The sequence below is a fragment of the Paenibacillus rhizoplanae genome (assembly GCF_042684125.1).
GTDB classification, from domain to species: Bacteria; Bacillota; Bacilli; order Paenibacillales; family Paenibacillaceae; genus Paenibacillus_AQ; species Paenibacillus_AQ rhizoplanae.
In genome coordinates this window covers 196,680-211,437 of record NZ_JBHUKY010000019.1, presented here as the reverse complement: position 1 = coordinate 211,437, position 14,758 = coordinate 196,680, and the positions used below count along the sequence as shown (strand labels likewise).

16 protein-coding genes are annotated in these 14,758 nt (G+C 54.0%); 2 read left to right on the top strand and 14 right to left on the bottom strand.

The window, feature by feature from the left end:
- Positions 1-25 precede the first annotated feature (25 nt).
- The 5 genes from ACFSX3_RS08685 to ACFSX3_RS08665 form a co-directional block, all read right to left on the bottom strand.
- Positions 26-856 carry a carbohydrate ABC transporter permease gene (locus tag ACFSX3_RS08685; RefSeq protein ID WP_209987507.1) on the bottom strand — a complete coding sequence of 277 codons (831 nt, stop codon included), beginning with the start codon at positions 854-856 and terminating at the stop codon, positions 26-28.
- Between the two features lie 58 nt (positions 857-914).
- A complete protein-coding gene (locus ACFSX3_RS08680; protein WP_209986972.1) occupies positions 915-1,781 on the bottom strand; it encodes a carbohydrate ABC transporter permease in 867 nt (288 codons plus the stop codon).
- A 151-nt stretch (positions 1,782-1,932) separates the two neighbouring features.
- The gene (locus tag ACFSX3_RS08675) at positions 1,933-2,883 is read right to left on the bottom strand and encodes a hypothetical protein (RefSeq protein ID WP_209986974.1); all 951 of its coding nucleotides are present in this window, start codon (positions 2,881-2,883) and stop codon (positions 1,933-1,935) included.
- On the bottom strand, positions 2,880-3,437 hold the full coding sequence (locus ACFSX3_RS08670) for an RNA polymerase sigma factor (RefSeq protein ID WP_209986977.1): 558 nt from the start codon (positions 3,435-3,437) through the stop codon (positions 2,880-2,882). Before ACFSX3_RS08670 ends, ACFSX3_RS08675 begins: the two co-directional genes overlap by 4 nt.
- A 153-nt stretch (positions 3,438-3,590) precedes the next feature.
- Positions 3,591-7,124 carry a family 16 glycoside hydrolase gene (locus ACFSX3_RS08665; protein ID WP_209986980.1) on the bottom strand — a complete coding sequence of 1,178 codons (3,534 nt, stop codon included), beginning with the start codon at positions 7,122-7,124 and terminating at the stop codon, positions 3,591-3,593.
- Positions 7,125-7,553: 429 nt separating this feature from the next.
- Here ACFSX3_RS08665 and ACFSX3_RS08660 point away from each other — a divergent pair, with 429 nt between their 5' ends.
- Both ACFSX3_RS08660 and ACFSX3_RS08655 read left to right on the top strand, forming a co-directional pair.
- Positions 7,554-8,459, top strand: coding sequence for an alpha/beta hydrolase (locus ACFSX3_RS08660; RefSeq protein WP_209986983.1), 906 nt, complete (start codon positions 7,554-7,556; stop codon positions 8,457-8,459).
- Between the two features lie 94 nt (positions 8,460-8,553).
- Positions 8,554-9,315 carry a class I SAM-dependent methyltransferase gene (locus ACFSX3_RS08655; RefSeq protein ID WP_209986986.1) on the top strand — a complete coding sequence of 254 codons (762 nt, stop codon included), beginning with the start codon at positions 8,554-8,556 and terminating at the stop codon, positions 9,313-9,315.
- Positions 9,316-9,641: 326 nt separating this feature from the next.
- On the opposite strand, the gene ACFSX3_RS08650 is transcribed toward ACFSX3_RS08655, so the two are convergent.
- The 9 genes from ACFSX3_RS08650 to ACFSX3_RS08610 all read right to left on the bottom strand — a co-directional run bounded on the left by ACFSX3_RS08650 (position 9,642) and on the right by ACFSX3_RS08610 (position 14,754).
- Positions 9,642-9,872, bottom strand: coding sequence for an NUDIX domain-containing protein (locus ACFSX3_RS08650; protein ID WP_209986989.1), 231 nt, complete (start codon positions 9,870-9,872; stop codon positions 9,642-9,644).
- 31 nt (positions 9,873-9,903) lie between these two features.
- On the bottom strand, positions 9,904-10,323 hold the full coding sequence (locus tag ACFSX3_RS08645) for a VOC family protein (RefSeq protein ID WP_209986992.1): 420 nt from the start codon (positions 10,321-10,323) through the stop codon (positions 9,904-9,906).
- A 75-nt stretch (positions 10,324-10,398) separates the two neighbouring features.
- Positions 10,399-11,358 (bottom strand): sigma-70 family RNA polymerase sigma factor, encoded by a 960-nt coding sequence (locus ACFSX3_RS08640; RefSeq protein ID WP_379254390.1) that lies wholly within the window; start codon positions 11,356-11,358, stop codon positions 10,399-10,401.
- 49 nt (positions 11,359-11,407) lie between these two features.
- Complete coding sequence (locus ACFSX3_RS08635; protein ID WP_209986994.1) at positions 11,408-12,151, bottom strand: hypothetical protein; 744 nt, start codon at positions 12,149-12,151, stop codon at positions 11,408-11,410.
- A 44-nt stretch (positions 12,152-12,195) separates the two neighbouring features.
- Positions 12,196-12,759: a DUF4303 domain-containing protein gene (locus ACFSX3_RS08630; protein ID WP_209986997.1), complete on the bottom strand. Its 564-nt coding sequence runs from the start codon at positions 12,757-12,759 to the stop codon at positions 12,196-12,198.
- A 2-nt stretch (positions 12,760-12,761) separates the two neighbouring features.
- Positions 12,762-13,220 carry an SMI1/KNR4 family protein gene (locus tag ACFSX3_RS08625; RefSeq protein ID WP_209987002.1) on the bottom strand — a complete coding sequence of 153 codons (459 nt, stop codon included), beginning with the start codon at positions 13,218-13,220 and terminating at the stop codon, positions 12,762-12,764.
- A 32-nt stretch (positions 13,221-13,252) separates the two neighbouring features.
- A complete protein-coding gene (locus ACFSX3_RS08620) occupies positions 13,253-13,789 on the bottom strand; it encodes a hypothetical protein (protein ID WP_209987005.1) in 537 nt (178 codons plus the stop codon).
- A gap of 34 nt (positions 13,790-13,823) precedes the next feature.
- Positions 13,824-14,096: a hypothetical protein gene (locus ACFSX3_RS08615; protein WP_209987008.1), complete on the bottom strand. Its 273-nt coding sequence runs from the start codon at positions 14,094-14,096 to the stop codon at positions 13,824-13,826.
- Between the two features lie 34 nt (positions 14,097-14,130).
- Positions 14,131-14,754: a hypothetical protein gene (locus ACFSX3_RS08610; protein WP_209987011.1), complete on the bottom strand. Its 624-nt coding sequence runs from the start codon at positions 14,752-14,754 to the stop codon at positions 14,131-14,133.
- Positions 14,755-14,758 lie beyond the last annotated feature (4 nt).

The following is a 14,758-nucleotide window of genomic DNA, read 5'->3' as shown; positions in this document are numbered from 1 at the left end:
CTCATAAGTCCCTCACATGCGAGCCCTAGCCCTTGATCCCGGATAACTGAATGCCCTCAATGAAATACGTCTCCGCATACAGAAAGAGCAGTACCATCGGGGCCATGTAGATGACGGAAGCAGCAAACGCAAGCCCCTTCTCTTTGCTGACATTCGATAAGTAGACGGACAATGGCTGACGCAGCGGATCATCCAGGAAAATCAGCGGCTGCTCCACCATATTCCAGTAATCGACGAATAAGAGAATCGTAAGCGCGGCTAGACCCGACTGAACCATGGGAACAATAAGGGTACCAAAAATCCGTAAATGTCCGGCTCCATCCATCTTGGCCGCTTCGATATAGGCATACGGAATATCCAGCATGAACTGCCTGAGCATGAACACACCGAAGGCCGCAAAAATGCCAGGCAGAATAATGGCCCCCGGGCTATTCAGCAGCCCCAGCCGGTCGGCCATGATGTAATTGGGCACCAGGGTTACCTGAAAGGGCATCAGCATCGTCAGGACATAGACCAGAAACAGGAGCTCCCGGCCCCGGAATCTCAGCTTGGAGAAGGCGTAAGCAGCCAGCGCAGCTATAAGCGTCTGCCCGGCAATGATGGGCACCACCAGGAACACCGAATTCCAGAACATCGACAGGTACATCGGGCTCTCCAGCAGCACCTTACCGTATTGCTCCAGGGAGACCTGATCGGGCAGCCATTTCAGATTGGCGAACGGATCGCTCCTGCCCTCTATGACTGTGTTCATTTGTCCGACGGGACCGTAATTGATCTCAATCTCGCGGGTACTCATGAACGAATTGATGAGGGTGACCCCGATCGGGAACAGCATCAGCAGGGCAACCACTCCCATAATGACGGTTAATATTAGCTTGGGTAAGACTTTATCCACTGGCACAACCTCTCCACCTCTATTCCATATTTCGACGGTACCGGCGTTCCATGGCGAACAGCCCGAGAACAAGGATCAGAATGCCGCCGACCATCAGGGTAGATGCCGCTGTCATCTTCGGGAGGTCGAGGGACAGGAACATATTGTTCATAAAATGCTGCAGCATATAGATACTGTCATGCGGATACGGCCCGGCCAGCAGAAACGTCTCCCGGAATACCTTGAAGGAGTTAATGATCGACATCATGACGACAAAAAACATCGTAGAGGTTAAGTAGACCAGCGTAATGCTCCGGAACTGCCTGAGACGGCCGGCCCCTTCAATCTGGGCGGTTTCATAGTAATCCTTCGGGATCTGCTGCAGTCCGGCCAGGAACAGGATCACGTTGTACCCGATGTTTTTCCACACATACATCATCATAATTACATTCCGCGCTGCCTCCGTCTTCATCCAGTCCACCCGGGCCAGACCGAAGCCGCTCAACCACGCATTCAGCGCCCCGTTCCAGTCGAACAGGATCTGCCAGACCAGAATAATGGACGCGACAGGCACGACCAGCGGAAGAACGTAAGCAGTCCTTAGCCATTTCTGAAAATACAGCTTCTTATGGAGCAGCAGCGCTAACCCCAGCGACAGCACGATCAGCAGCGGAACACTCACCAGGCTGAAGTAGAAGGTATTGAAGGCCGCCTTCCGGAAGGAGTCGCCCGCAATCAGCTCCCGGTAATTATGCAGGCCCACATACTGCCCGTCCACCGCACGGTCCATGAAGGAATAGAACACGCCCATGCCAAACGGAATCAGATAAAACAAGGCAAACCCGATGCTACTAGGTGCCAGAAATAACCAAGCCACCGATGAATCCTTACGGGCCCAATTCTTCAAGTTGCTCCCTCCCTGTAATCAAGAATAGGCGCAACTACTTAAGAACAAGTCGGGTAAAGATTAAAACTTTCTTAAATTCCCTTCACCACACAGCAAAAAGCTGCGGACGGATGTATTATCCATTCGCAGCTCTTGCAAGGCACCGCATACTTTACTTCAAATCCGCAACCTCCATCACTTTATCCCTGAACCGGTACGTCACACTAACTTCTTCAATAATTGCTGTGTCGTCATAGGCCAGAGAACTCTCGAACGCTAACGTATCGTTATCCTGCCACACAAGATGGTTCGCATAACTGTAATTCTCATGATCACTGCGCGTCCAAGTTTCCAGCTTACGCTGCGCGCCATGTCTGATTCTCGCCGACTCTACCAGCTCCGGGCTGATCGTCCCCTTCTCCACATTCAGGATTTGCACAAATTCACTCTTGTTAGAGCTGGTGACCACCGCAAGCAGCTTGCGGTCCGGGGACGGGAGGATCTCCTTAATGTACATCGAAGGGGCCGCGAAGCTGAAATACGGTTCCAGCACATCGCCCTTGATCCGCCACAGCACATTCTGGGTGCCGTAATCCGAATAGTTGTTGAATAAGGCGAATACGATGCTCCCGTCGGCCATTTTGTGGAGATACGGACTCTGGTAGCTTTTCGACAGGATATCTGTGGCAAAGGCAGCCGACTCCGCGATCTTAGCGGAAGCACTGGTCAAGAAGGGCCGCAGCTTCTGCAGCGCCAGCTCCCGCGCCTTGGGATCATTGAAGCTCTCCACCAGCCGGTTCACTGCAATATATACCTTGTCATCGTTCCCGCTGGCTAACGCCTTGAGGAATTTGTCGGCCTCATACTGCGCACGGGGGGCCAGCTCCATATCCTCCGCTGTCAGATAACGGATGTAGGACTCCTCCGTTTTATTTCTGGTGTATTCTGTGGCAAGCAGCACGGTAGAAGTTGAGCTGTACACGACCAGACAGGCGACCAGTGCGATCCATCTTTTGGAGAACCTGTGTCTCCTGCCCCTGCCCCTTACTCCGCTGTGTTCAGCCGCCGCAATCAGCTCCTCGTCAATCAGTCCGATCTCTTTATACAAGTCCTCCCGCTTCATAGGTGAACGCCCCCCTGGTCTAAATGAACTCTAAGCTTGTTCCGGGTCCTGAATAGGCTCGACTTCACCTTACTGCTGCTCATATCGAACCTGCTGGCGAGGGATTCTATCGAATCCGCATACCAATACCGCCTGATGAATAAATTTCGTGCGCCCTCCTCCAGCCCATACAGGAATTCATTGATTAACCGGGCCGTTTCGCCTGCGGCATGCTCCGTTTCAACCGTCTCCGCCGCAGGCAGGCAGTCTTCCAGCTCCTCCAGAATCACCTCAAACTGGCGGCTCCGCTTCTTGGCCGTATTATAACCATGCTTGTCGAGCGCAATATTGCGGGTGATTCGCCCCAAGAATACCGGCAGCCTCCTGGGCAGGTTAGGCGGAATAGCGTTCCACGCAGCCAGGTATGTATCGTTCTCGCACTCTTCGGTATCGGGCTGGTTCGCGACAATGTTCCTGGCGATCGCCCGGCAGTAAGCACCATATTTGTTCCGGGTCTCCGTGATGGCCTGCTGTGAGCGCTGCAAGTATAGCTGAATGATTCCCTGATCTTCCATCTGCTAGTTTCTCCTTTGGCATCCTCTTATCTATATAGTAGAGAATTCCGGGTAACGGTTGCACTTATACGCTAATTATTTTTAGCACAAAAAAATCCTGGCGCATAAGCATATCACTGCTCACACACCAGGATGGGGATATAAATCTCTGTGTTAACCGAGGACCTGCTGGTCAAGCTCAGTCGTGGTGTCATCCTTCACGTCTGCCGGTTTCTGGATGACCTTAATGTCCACAATCAGGGAATCCGTCAGCTCCGTATCGGCCCAGGCTGTGCCGTCCCATACCTGCTTGCGGTAGATAACCGTTATCTTGTAATCACCTGGGGCAGAAGGAAGATAGGTAGCCTGATAGACCTCATCCGTTACGGTGAAGACGCCTGCCATACCATCCTCTGTGGAGCTCCAGGCTTCCGGATAATAACGTTCATCTCCGGGGGCAACAGGTGCCAGGCTCTGGTTATGGCCTTCTGCCGTCAGAGTAAGTGTCTCTCCTGCAAGCGGGCTGCCCGGGCTAAGGCTGAGCCGGTTGCCTTCAGGCGTAACCGCTTCATACACATCTTGGGTTACCGTCTTAAGCGCATTGGCCGTCACCTTGTGTATCCCTGTAACGCGGGCATTATCGAACACCGCATTCTGGGAGGTTGTCCGGAAGCCGATCTTCCCTGCAGTTAATTCCGTTTGCGGGTTCGTCCATTCGAGCTTTAACTGGCCGTCCACAAAGCCTAGAATTCTATTCCCTTTGATGACCGCCTTCAGGGTATACCACTGGCCCGCAGCCGCATCGGCAAAAAGCATACTAGACACGGGGGTCAGAGTTCCGTTAACCGCCTTGAACAGCTCCAGCTTCTTGTCGTTGACGTTGATCCGGTACATGTAATAGTTATTGGCGTCCTGCACCCGGAAGAGAATACCGGCATTGGCATTCGCGATGGGAACCTTCACTTTGGCTTCAAAAGCAATATCCTGCCACACGCTCCCAGCTGTAATAAGTCCCGTCGTATTCCCCGTCGTCTGGATCAAGGCTTTCGTACTGCCGTCAGTGGTTACGCTCCAGGTCCCGCTGGCAGCCGTCCAGCCCGCCAGATTGCCATCCTCAAAGTTATCCGTGAACCGGACCGAATTAGGATTGGCATCAATCGGGGTCTCATCCACATCGGTAACCTGAATCGTGAAGCTTTTTTCCAGAGACAGGCCATTGGCGTCAATGCTCTTCACCCGGATGCTATAGCTGCTCTTCGCTTCATAATCCGGCGTGGTGCGGAGGATCAGCCTGTCTCCCTGCGGGGCAATGGAGAAGCTGCTGTTATCGGCGTCTCCCTGCCCGGGAACCAGCGCATAAGTAAAGGTCTGGCCCGCATCCGGATGGGCTGTCGTGAAGGTGCCCACTACACCGCCTGGAGTAGTCAGCTCCGGCACCTGGGTTGAGCTGAGAGTGATATCAGCGGGCGGATTGTGAATGGCAGTCACCTTAGCATCGTCATACCAGATCCCGGCCGAAGTGGTGCGGAAGCCGACTCCGCCCGAGGTTAATTCATTGACCGGATTGGTCCATGTCGTCTTCAGCACACCATCCACATACCCTTTGATGGTATTGCCCTGAACCGTCGCCTTAAGCGTATACCATTGGTTCTTGACAGGCACAAACGAAGTATTCGAGACCTGCGTCAACGTTCCAGCCACAACCTTATAGAGCTGCAGCTGGCTTGTGCTGGCATCGATCCGGTACATATAGAAGTTGTTCTGATCCTGTACCCGGAAGACAATACCTGCGTTCTCGCTTCCATTAATGAGAGGTAGTCTGGCTCTGGCTTCATACGTGTAATCCGTCCAGGATGCACCGGCCTTGGCGGTGATCAGCGCCGTCGTTGTCTGGCTGGTGGACAGCACCCGGTTCCCTGTTTGCTCGGTTACCGCCCAGCTGGCCCCTCCTGAAGCCATGGTCCAATCCGTGGTCAGCCCGGATGTGAAGTAATCGCTGAACCAGGCCTGATCCGTATTTGCGAAGACCACCCCGCTTACATTCTCATTCTTGATGCTCACCTTCAGGTCACTGAGATTCTTCGCCAGCTTTCCTTTGACCACTACGTCTGCAAAAGTTACCCCGTTCACCATCCCGCCTCTGGTAGGGTTGCCCTGAATAGGGGAATCTCCTCCCGTATCGCGCACATTGATGTTCCGGAGAATGACATTGCTTACATCGCCGGATGTACTGGTGGAGACCCGCAGCCAGTAATTCCCGAACTGGTTGATGCCCACCCGTTCAATATCAATATTCTCGAAGGTCACATCCTGGGCCCAGCCCTCGACCGGGAGCGGATTCTCTGTGTAAGCATGATCCACCAGCAGCGCCCGCGCGCTCTGATAGACATACGAATTGCGGATGGTTACGCCAATCTGGGGCGTGCATATGCCCATGCCCAGCTTGAAGGCGGCGCAGCGCGTCCAGGCGAAGCAGTCCTCGAAGACCACATTCTCCAGATGCTCGATGGCTCCCGGCCAGTCCTTGGACATTCCTTTCTGCGGCCAGGTCTTGGTGGAGAAGGTATCGTCATCCGAGATGGCAAGCGCATGCTTCACCAGCACGTTCTGGCTCTCATTAATGTCGATGGCATCATCCTCAAGCGTAAATAAATCCTGGTATCCCTTATAATTGGTGATGGTCACGTTATCGGAGCGGACCACCAGGAACGCCCAAAAGCCGCCATCCCGCAGGGTTAACCCGTCAAACTTGAAGTTGCTGGTCGCCATCGGCACCACCAGGTTATTGATGAATCCCTCTCCCTGCTTATGGGTTGCAGGCGGATTGGTCATCTTGCGTTTGCGCATTTCTATCCCTTTACCATCGATGGTTCCGCGTCCCCGCATGGTGATATTCACGGAATTGGTCGCGGTGCGGATAAAGTAGGTTCCATCCGAGATCGAATCCTTGCGGAAGTCATTCCGGTAGTCCTCGCCCCGGCCTGTGCCGACAATGACTGCACCCCCGGCCAGGTAAAAGGTAACATTGCTTTTCAGGGTCAGGTTGCTGCTCTTGTACACACCCGCCGGAATATACACAGTGCCGCCTCCGGCCTGATTGGCAGCATCAATCGCCTGCTGGATGGCGCCTGAGGTGATCGTTGCCCCCGTCTTGTCTGCGTTGTACGGTGCAGCGGTCACATTGTAGATTCCCGGGCCGGAGGACGCGGGGATGTCTGTCTCCAGCGGATCGGCGGCGATCACGAGTCTTTTGCGGCGCTTGTCCGGGTCCTTCTCATTCGGGTCTTCGTTCGCAGGTGCATTAATATCCACGATCACATAGGTTGAGGCCGACAGGGTGAAGGTCAGCTTGTTGCCGTTGACCGTTCCTGTGATGTTCTTGGCCAGCGGACTGATCGAATAGGAGGTGATCGGCTTGTCTGCCGTAACCTCAAGACTAATGGTTCCTTCAAAGGAGAACTCGGCATAGTCATAATCAGGCAAATACTTGACGACGGGGACCGCCTCATTGTTCACCTTTAACGAATAGACAGCAGACGGAGTATAGATAGACGGCATCGGGTAATTCTGGATGGTTGCCGGGCCAGCGGCGGCCACCTGCGGCACCGGTTCCGGTTCCGGTTCAGCCGCACCGGCGGTCTGCGGGATGAACCCTGTGAATGCGACAGCAAGCACCAGCAGCAATCTCATTACTTTGTGAGTAAGCATAAATACCTCCTCCAGATCAATTTTGGCTCCAGGCAACCGCTTTCAATTTCCAGCAGGATACATAGAGTCATTCCCTACTATAATCCCGGGCCAAAAAGAAAGGAGGGTGGCAAACCCACTCTCCAGGGACACAATTATACTGTTCTAAACCGCTCTCCGGTCTAGATTAAAGCGCCGAAATGGCCCTCACATCTGTGACCGCGCTGCTTCCGGTATGACCCGCTGCTTTCCATATGCAATTGGAAACGGCTTTACCGTCCCATTCTTATATTTTGAAAAATCTCCGAAAACAATTTACATAATATCCTATATATGGTATCCTCGATGTGGATGCGCTTACATATTATGTCGGGAGAGGAGGAGGCGACTCCGTTTCTGTAAAGGGAAGGCGAATAGGGTTCACCAATCGAATGAAGGAGGACATGTGAAATGAAGAAAATAATGACCCGAATTGCAAGTCTGGCTCTGGCGACAGTCCTGCTGTTGCCTGCAATGTCTTATGCATCACCTGTGACAGAGGAGCAGGATCTGAGCCTGTCTGCGGATGCTGCTGCGGCTGTAACCAGTACCATCACTCCCGCTCCGCAAGGCTATGACGGATACCGCAATAATATTCCGCACGGCAACGTACAGCAGATTTCTTATTATTCGACTACCGTAGGCAAATCGAGAAACGCGATGGTGTACACCCCTCCGGGCTATACCCCTTCCAAGACCTACAACGTTCTCTACCTGCTTCACGGCATCGGCGGGGATCAGAACGAATGGCTGAACGGGATGAATCCGCGGAACATTCTGGACAACCTGTACTCCCAGAACAAGCTCGCGCCGATGATTGTCGTGTTCCCGAACGGACGCGCTATGGCGGATGACCGCCCGGTCGGCGATATTTATGCACCGGACAAGGTAGCCGCCTTCGAGCGGTTTGAATTCGATCTGATTAATGACCTCATTCCTTACGTTGACTCTCACTTCCCGGTATACAAAAACAAGCAAAACCGTGCCCTGGCCGGCTTATCCATGGGCGGCGGACAGACCCTGAACTTCGGCCTGAAGCATCTGGACAAGTTCTCCTGGATCGGCGCGTTCTCCTCTGCTCCGAATACGAAGTCGGCTTCACAGCTGATCACCAATCCGGCGCAGACGGCCAGCCAGCTGAAGCTGCTCTGGATCTCCTGCGGCGCTTCGGACGGCCTGCTCTATGTCAGCCAGAATTTCCATAACAGCCTGACCAGCATGAACGTTCCGCATCTGTGGTATCTGGATGTAGGCGGACATGAAGGCAAGGTCTGGAGCAGCGGACTGTACCAGTTCTCGCAGCGGATCTTCAAGTAATCCTGGTCATAGCCTGCCTTCCCCTGATCCGCTAAGGTAGGGGGAGGGCAGCATTTCAAGATGAGCCCGGCCATACTACAAGGAGGGCAATAAGATGGATGCAATAATCGATTACTATGATTCCTATGATGAGGAGGGAAGGCTGTTCAGGGATAACGGGCATCAGATCGAATGGATCACAACGATGTCTTACTTCAAAAAGCTGTTTAAGCCGGAAGCCTACATTCTTGACGGCTGCGCAGGAACGGGGAATTACTCCTTTCAGCTTGCAGAATTGGGGCATAAGGTCGTTGCCGGAGATATTGTTCCTCATAATGTAGATATCATCAGAGAGAAGCAGCGCATACGCCCGGTATTAGCTGATATGTATACAGGAAGCATCACGGATTTATCACGTTTTGACAGCGGAATTTTTGATGTTGTTTTGAACATGGGAGCCTTTTATCATATCGGCAATGAAGACCGGCAGCTTGCCATGACCGAATGCCTGCGCGTACTGAAGCCGGGCGGATTACTCGCGGTCTCCTATATTAACAATGCCGCCGTTTCGGTATTAAGCATAAGTGATAGACTCAGGAACATGGAAGATGTACTTACCTGGCATACCAACCAGACGAAGGATGGTCTATTCCTACATATGTCTCCCTCTGAATTGGAACACATGGCAGCTGCCTATCACACAGAGATCGTGGCCCATATTGGAACAGACGGGGTCGGTTATTTGTTTGCTAAGCAAATCAATGAGGCACAGCAAGAAGATTTTGAACGCTGGCTTCAGCTTCATCTGCGGACCTGTGAGGACAAGAGTCTGCTCGGGTATAGTTTGCATGGACTGGCCATTCTGCGCAAAAGATAAAAAACGGACCCGCCCAGCTGACGATTTACGCTACCATTCACGACCGCACATGGGCACATCCGGCCCTTGGCCTTGGCGCAAGGTCATTGGGTTCAGTTTTTCGCATACATTTGGCCCAACTGCCTTGCGTCAGCCGATTATGTTCGGTTTTCCGCATACATTTGGCCCACTTGCCTTCGCGACAGCATATTGTATTCGGTTTTCCGCATACACGCGGCACACATGCCTTCGCACCAGCATAATGCGTTCGGTTTTCCGCTTACATTTCGCTCCCAAAAGCAAAAGAAAGCTGCACGCTCATCGCATGCAGCCCTTCTCAAGCCCTCTTATGGTGTGCCAACCGTAACCAATCGGCTCTCTTCCCGAACCTCTCTTAGTGTAGCTTCCCACGCTTGTTTCCCTGCTTCAATGCCCCCGCCGATGTAGCACCAGGCATCTCTGAGTACCGAACCGGCCCGCTTCAGTAACAGGACGTGGTGGCCAGAGGGTGTATTCTTCAGCAATACTGCGGCAACACCTGTACAACGTATGGGAACTTCAACGTTCGTCTTATTCATGCCTGATCCTCTCCGCTGCTATTTGCCCACTCTAGCCAAGCTCGGTATAGATCTGGAACGTCACTCCGAACTTGTCCGTCAGATCGCCGAAGCCCGGGCTGAACGGCTCCTCCCGAAACGGCATATTAACCTCCCCGCCCTCCTGCAGCGCATCAAAAATTCTCCGTGACTCCTCCACGCTGTCCGTAGTAACGCAGACCGTTACCCGCTTCCCGCTCTCAACTGGCGTACCGCCGGGAGTATCCGAGAACATCAGCTCCGTGCCGCCCACCTGGACCTTGGCATGGGCCACCAGACTCCGCACCTCATCCGGGAACGTGTCCGGGAGGTCCGGCATATCACCATACGTCAGGATAGAGAGGACTTCAGCACCTATAGTCTGTGCATAGAATTGAATAGCCTCCTGCGTGCGCCCCTCCAGGGTGATGTAGGGAGTAAGTTTGATTGTCATTGATTGTTCCTCCTTGAATTCGGAATGGTGTCGCTTGTGCGATTCATTAGTATAGACGTTCCGGCCGCGGCAGAATCATCGGTGTTCCGGCAATCCGAAGCAAATAAATAATTCAGCATCTATAAAATGATGAACATGCGCGATCTTCCCCCCGCTCAGTTCAAGCACATGAATCGCCCACGGGACCAGCAATCCGTCTTCTCCAGAGGGAACATACTGGGCAACGGCGGGCCGGTTCCCGTTCACCCGGACCGGCAGCAACCGCGAGCCCACACAGTGACTGCGTGTGATCTGGTAGAAGGCCGCGAGATCCGCGCCGCCTTGCACCCACATCGTAAATGGCGGCATCGACAGGCTGCCGTTCTCCTGGAATAAGGCTAACAACGCATCAATATTGTATTGTTCAAAAGCCTCCACGTATCTGGTAATCAGCCCTTCGTCCACTTCGTCATCGTCAACCTGCAAGGCCCCGGACCGGAGCTGTGCCTTGGCCATGGCCGCCCGTGCCCGCTGCATCGCGCTGTTCACCGCAGCCACGGTCATCTCCAGTGCCCCGGCGGTCTCAGCTGCCGACCACCGGAACACCTCCTGCAGAATCAGCACGGCACGCTGCCGGGGCGGCAGCAGCTGAAGCAGCGCAATGAAGGACAGGCGAATGGTCTCGCGGCTGATCAGGATATTGCCAGGGTCATCCACATGGCCCGGAGCGGGCCAGATCCAGGAATGCTGAGGCAGGCTCTCCCTAGGCTCCGTAACGACAGCGGCCGGTTCCGAGAGATCCATCGGCAGCGCCCGCCGCTTGGCGCTTCTCAGCCGGTCAAGACAGACATTGGTGGCAATCCGGTACATCCAGGCTCGGAGAGAGGCCTGCTGCCTCATCTGCTCCTGGTGCTTCCAGGCCCGGATCATAGTATCCTGTACCGCATCCTCCGCCTCGAAGATGGAGCCCATCATCCGGTAACAATACCCGGTTAGCTCGGAGCGCATGTTCTCCAGCCCGTCCAGGGTCTCGTAGGTCTCATGGTTATGATTCACTTATGACATCCTCTCCTTCAGGACAATCATCCGCACTCCTCCTTATTCTTCACTCCCATGAATACAGCTCGCATCCCTTCGACAGAAGCCACGCTTTCATCTTGGCGAATACCTGTCCGGCAGCCTGCTCATAGAAAACGGCTACCTCCTGCCCACCCGCCAGATTCAGGCGGATATAGCCGCCCAGATTCCGGTAGAACAGGTAGCAGACGTAAGGGTTCTCAATGAAGAGATCCGGCGGAGACTCCGCCCGGTACAGGTCAGCCAGCTCCGTGAGCGCCAGCTGGCCCTCTCCCGGCGGCATCCGCAGGAAAAGATGCTCGCGGGTTCCCGTCCATGGCTCATAATAGACACTCTCCTCCTGGCTCCGCCCATACATCCTGCGGTAGATGCCGTCCAGGATCAGGGCATAGCCAACAGCCTCTTCCTTTTCCCCGGCTGGCAGCGGGATCACTTGAATCTGCTCCGCATGACGGGGCAGCCACAGCAGCCCGTTCACCCCGGGATGGACCGCCAGGAAATCACCATCCACGGTGGTCCCGATAGCCGTACACTCCCCGATCTGCTGCTCCGTTATAGGACTGTCTTCATCATGCTCCCATAACCCGTATTCAGCAAAAGGCCGCAGCACCTCCGGGTCAGGAGCCTGCACATTTATCCAGCCTCGATACGTTCCTTCGCCGTACTGCTGCAAGAACTTGGTATAGGCTGGCGGATACAGTCCTGCGTCCTCTGCTTCAAGCTGCTGCCTGTAATGCTCTGACAGCCCCTTGGGCTCAGATACGATATACATTCGTCATTCCCCCGGTTTCCTGCGTGAGTTATTCATCAATAACCTTATTCTGCGGCTTCCGCCAGCCAAGCCTGCATCGCCGGAGATTCTGCCCGGTTCAGCCGCAGGGCAATATCCGTATTCCCCTCATCCGGCGGCATCACTTCGGCAAGCACACATACGTCCTCCCTGGGCTGATTGAGCGCGAACAGACCCTCAGCCTCCAGCATCCGCATTGCCAGCTCCATGGCCCCCAGCCTCATAGTGAACTCATCGTTCCATGCCTCATCCTCAAGCTCGGCAATAGACGGACGCGCCAGGAATAACCGCTTGACCTCATCGAAATACTCATCCCCGAAGCAGCAATACGGCGAGTCGGCATAAGACCATTTAATCAGCTCAGCGATCTCTGCTGCCGGTGTGCTGCCGCCCTCTGCCTGTCTGGCCGCTTCCTGCTCCAGCGCTTCCCGCGACCAGGCAGAGAGGCTTGGTGCATGTCCCTCGCCCGTTGTATATAGAGTGCAGTAATAATAATGCTCCCCATTCGCAAAAAGCGCGCTGAACGACCTCCGCGCCGCCTCCGCAATCTCCGCCGCCAGCCGCTCCACTTCCTTCTGTGCCGCATTCATGGCTACTTCCTCTCGTCGATCAGCTGTTCCAGGAATCCGGCAAACGTCGGGGCGTATTCCTCAATCAGATCATTCATCAGGTCATAACGCATGACCGGGAATTCCCCCTGTTCATCCGGGGCAGAGGTGTCAAAGTAATACAGCTCATCGCTGTCCGGCACGAACAGGTCCATTCGATATGGAAACCGGGCTACCCACCAATCCTCCGCCAGATTCAGCCTGTGGATATACAGCAGATCGCTGTCGGTATACTCCCTATGCTCGGGAGCAACAAGCGTCAGAATATGCCCGTCTCCAAGTCCCCCATTCCCATAATGGATCAGCCACCAGCGGTAAGACGGCGGCAGCTTGAAGCCTAATTCCGCCTCGGCTTCAGCAATCCAGCTCTCCTGGGCCCCATGCCCCCGAAACCACCTTATCGCGGAAGGCTTACTCAATTTCTCGGTCAGATGCTCATACATAGATTTGCTCCCCTTTCCCTGCTAAGGGTCGATTATAGATTGTCAGGGTGAACAGCAGCTGGCGCATCATCATTCATGCGCAGCAGGATATACTCAATCTCCCCCAGCGGCAGCTTCAAGGTCCGGCTAACCTCATGGAGTCCCATCTCCCGGGAGAGGAGGAGGCGTGCCTGATGAATTTTCCCTTCCAGCCAGTTATTGGCCAGCATCCAGCATTTCACCCGTTTCAGCAGCTCCGCTTGGGCAATCTTACCGGCATGCTTAGTATATTTGGCAATGGATTCTGCCAGATAGCTGTACAGGTGAATGCCCAGAGCCTCGCGCTGCTCATTCTTGGACATACGCTGGTACTGCTCATAACTGAGGCTGATATCCAAATAGAGGGTATGATCCCCGCTGTCAAAGCGTCTGAACGTTCTCCGTCCATAGCTATCAGGTAATACCCGGAACACCACAAAGATATCATAGGGAAATTCCCATGTATTCGCCAGTTCCTCTAACGGAATCAATTCATCCCTGAGTACACCCACACATGTTCCATGGGTATCCAGCGTAAAACCCAGTTGCATATTAGCCCCCTCCCCCGCTTATAGCACGCTTGATTTATTTTCCCCTTCTATAGGCATCTGCCAGCTGGACCAGATACCAGACAGCCGCACCGGTCAGGACCGCGAACAGCAGATTAATACAGCCGAATACAAGAAATAACTTGGCTTTGCCCGGCCCGATCCGCACAGCAGCAACAAGCTGGAGAATCGCAGGGAGCAGGAACATCAGCCAGGAGACGGTGATCAGCTTTTCGGTCTTGAAGCTCCACCATACCGCACAGCACGATAGAGCGAGCACTCCCCAGGTACAGATCAACTTCAGCGCCATCTGCTCCCCTCCCTTTCATGGATAACCCAATACATCAGTCAGGCCCTGATTGCCCATGGATTACGAGTCCATATTGTCTGACCATCCAGGAGTTGCTTAAATCTTCAGCCGCAGCACGGCTTATGCGTACAGAGGGCTTCTGTTCCTCCATCGCCTCCGGGTCTTGCGCCGAGAAGCGGAGAGGCTTGGTCATTTTTTGAATAGAGCCGGTGATTTCCTTATACAGGGCATAACTCAGCGGCTTGTGCTCCCGGACATCCTCATAGAGATAATACTCCCCTTGCTCATCCTGAGCATTGACCCGGTGCCCCTTAGGACAGGAGATCAGGATACAGGGCAGCTCGTTCTCTGCCCATTGCCCGTGATAGGGAATAGAAATCCCCTCATTTCTCGCAAAAAAACCAAAGCTCTCTGTGTCCGGCAGAACCGACATCGAATAGATGAAGAAGGGGCGCACCCCGCTCTCTTTTTCCGCAGCTGTATAATATTGATAGAAGGCGCGATACGCCTCCACCACCTGATTCTGATCATGCTCTGTATGGGTATAATTGGTTAAATAGTACCGCACTTGCGTTGGCTCCAGAAGCTCTACGACTCTCTTAAGCTCCTCGGGTGTGATGAAGAAGCGCAGCTTGTAGAATCCACTGTTTTTTAGCATCTTC